The organism is Bacillus sp. JST-5, from assembly GCF_057747715.1.
In genome coordinates this window covers 1-1,211 of record NZ_JBYLHW010000158.1, presented here as the reverse complement: position 1 = coordinate 1,211, position 1,211 = coordinate 1, and the positions used below count along the sequence as shown (strand labels likewise).

Below are 1,211 nucleotides of genomic sequence, written 5' to 3'. Positions count from 1 at the left end.
TAAAAAATCGTCCTTTCTGTAATGTTGTGTGGTAACTTCATTTTACTAGAAAGGACGATTTTTTTGTGCATTTTTTTTAAAAGTGAAAAATGAGGGGCTCCAAAAAGTCAGTTACCCTGACTTTTTGGACAGCCCCATTTATTTCATTATTTTTTCAAATTAACCACTACTTCATGTTCATCATCGACATCTTCAAAGTCAGAGTTTCTAAAGGCAGACGATACAATAAATCGAACTTGATCTACATCTGTTTCATCTAACATTATCGCTATATTATCTGTCATTTCAACTCCACCTTGCATTGTAGAACCTTCGTTTTCATTGTATGCAAAATCGTTTAAAATAACATCGATTTGTTTCGTTCCTAAAACAGCTGTGTGTATTCCAGTAAACTCGATTGGTTCATCTAGTTTATTTTTCTTGTCCATTGTTGTTAATAAGACGTTCATTTGGTCAGGAATTGATTCTTTACCAGTGGCAAACTGTATCGCTTCTTTTAAATCTTCTGATAAATTTTCCATTCTGACAATCATTGTATTACGAATCGTGTAATCTACACCTTTACCTGTAAATGTTGGATCTTCTGTTCCTACTGCTATAACAGTCATTTTTCCATCTTCATCTTGATACCATTCCCCAACTTCATCCAATTCTTCTTGTGACGATACTCGATTATTTTCCTGTTTTTCATTTTTATCACTTTGTTTGGTTGAATCATTATTGTCAGCATTATTGCCAGCACAACCAGTTAACACAATCAATAATGAAGTTAATATTATTAAAAATTTATATCGATTCTTTTTCCACATCAGAAAACATCCTCTCTTTCATGTTTTTTCATTAACCTTTTATTATTTTTTATTAAAGTGACTAATTTATTCTTTTGTTTTTAGATGGAAATAAATATGTTAGTCATAGAAAATTCATATGTACCATTCTACAAATTCACTAAATTTTTCTAGAAAGTTAAAAATTCATTCATGATGAAAATATGGATGTTTGATATTTTAAACTTATCTATAGATGTAAAAAGAATTCCATAAAAATACTTTGAAAAAAAGATACAATAAAATATCCATCGGACGAGACATCCTACCTCAAATTGCAATTAAATGGTAATTTGCAATGAATTTTGTAGAGTAGAAAACTGATTTCAAAGGGACAGCTCATGCTGTCTCTTTTACTCTCAGCTTCCCCTCATCAAACCGTAC

General features: G+C 30.6%; 1 protein-coding gene. It reads right to left on the bottom strand.

The annotated features are described in order from the left end of the window. Window positions 1–146: 146 nt before the first annotated feature. Window positions 147–809 (bottom strand): hypothetical protein, encoded by a 663-nt coding sequence (locus tag AC3ASS_RS14335; RefSeq protein ID WP_488284165.1) that lies wholly within the window; start codon window positions 807–809, stop codon window positions 147–149. Window positions 810–1,211 lie beyond the last annotated feature (402 nt).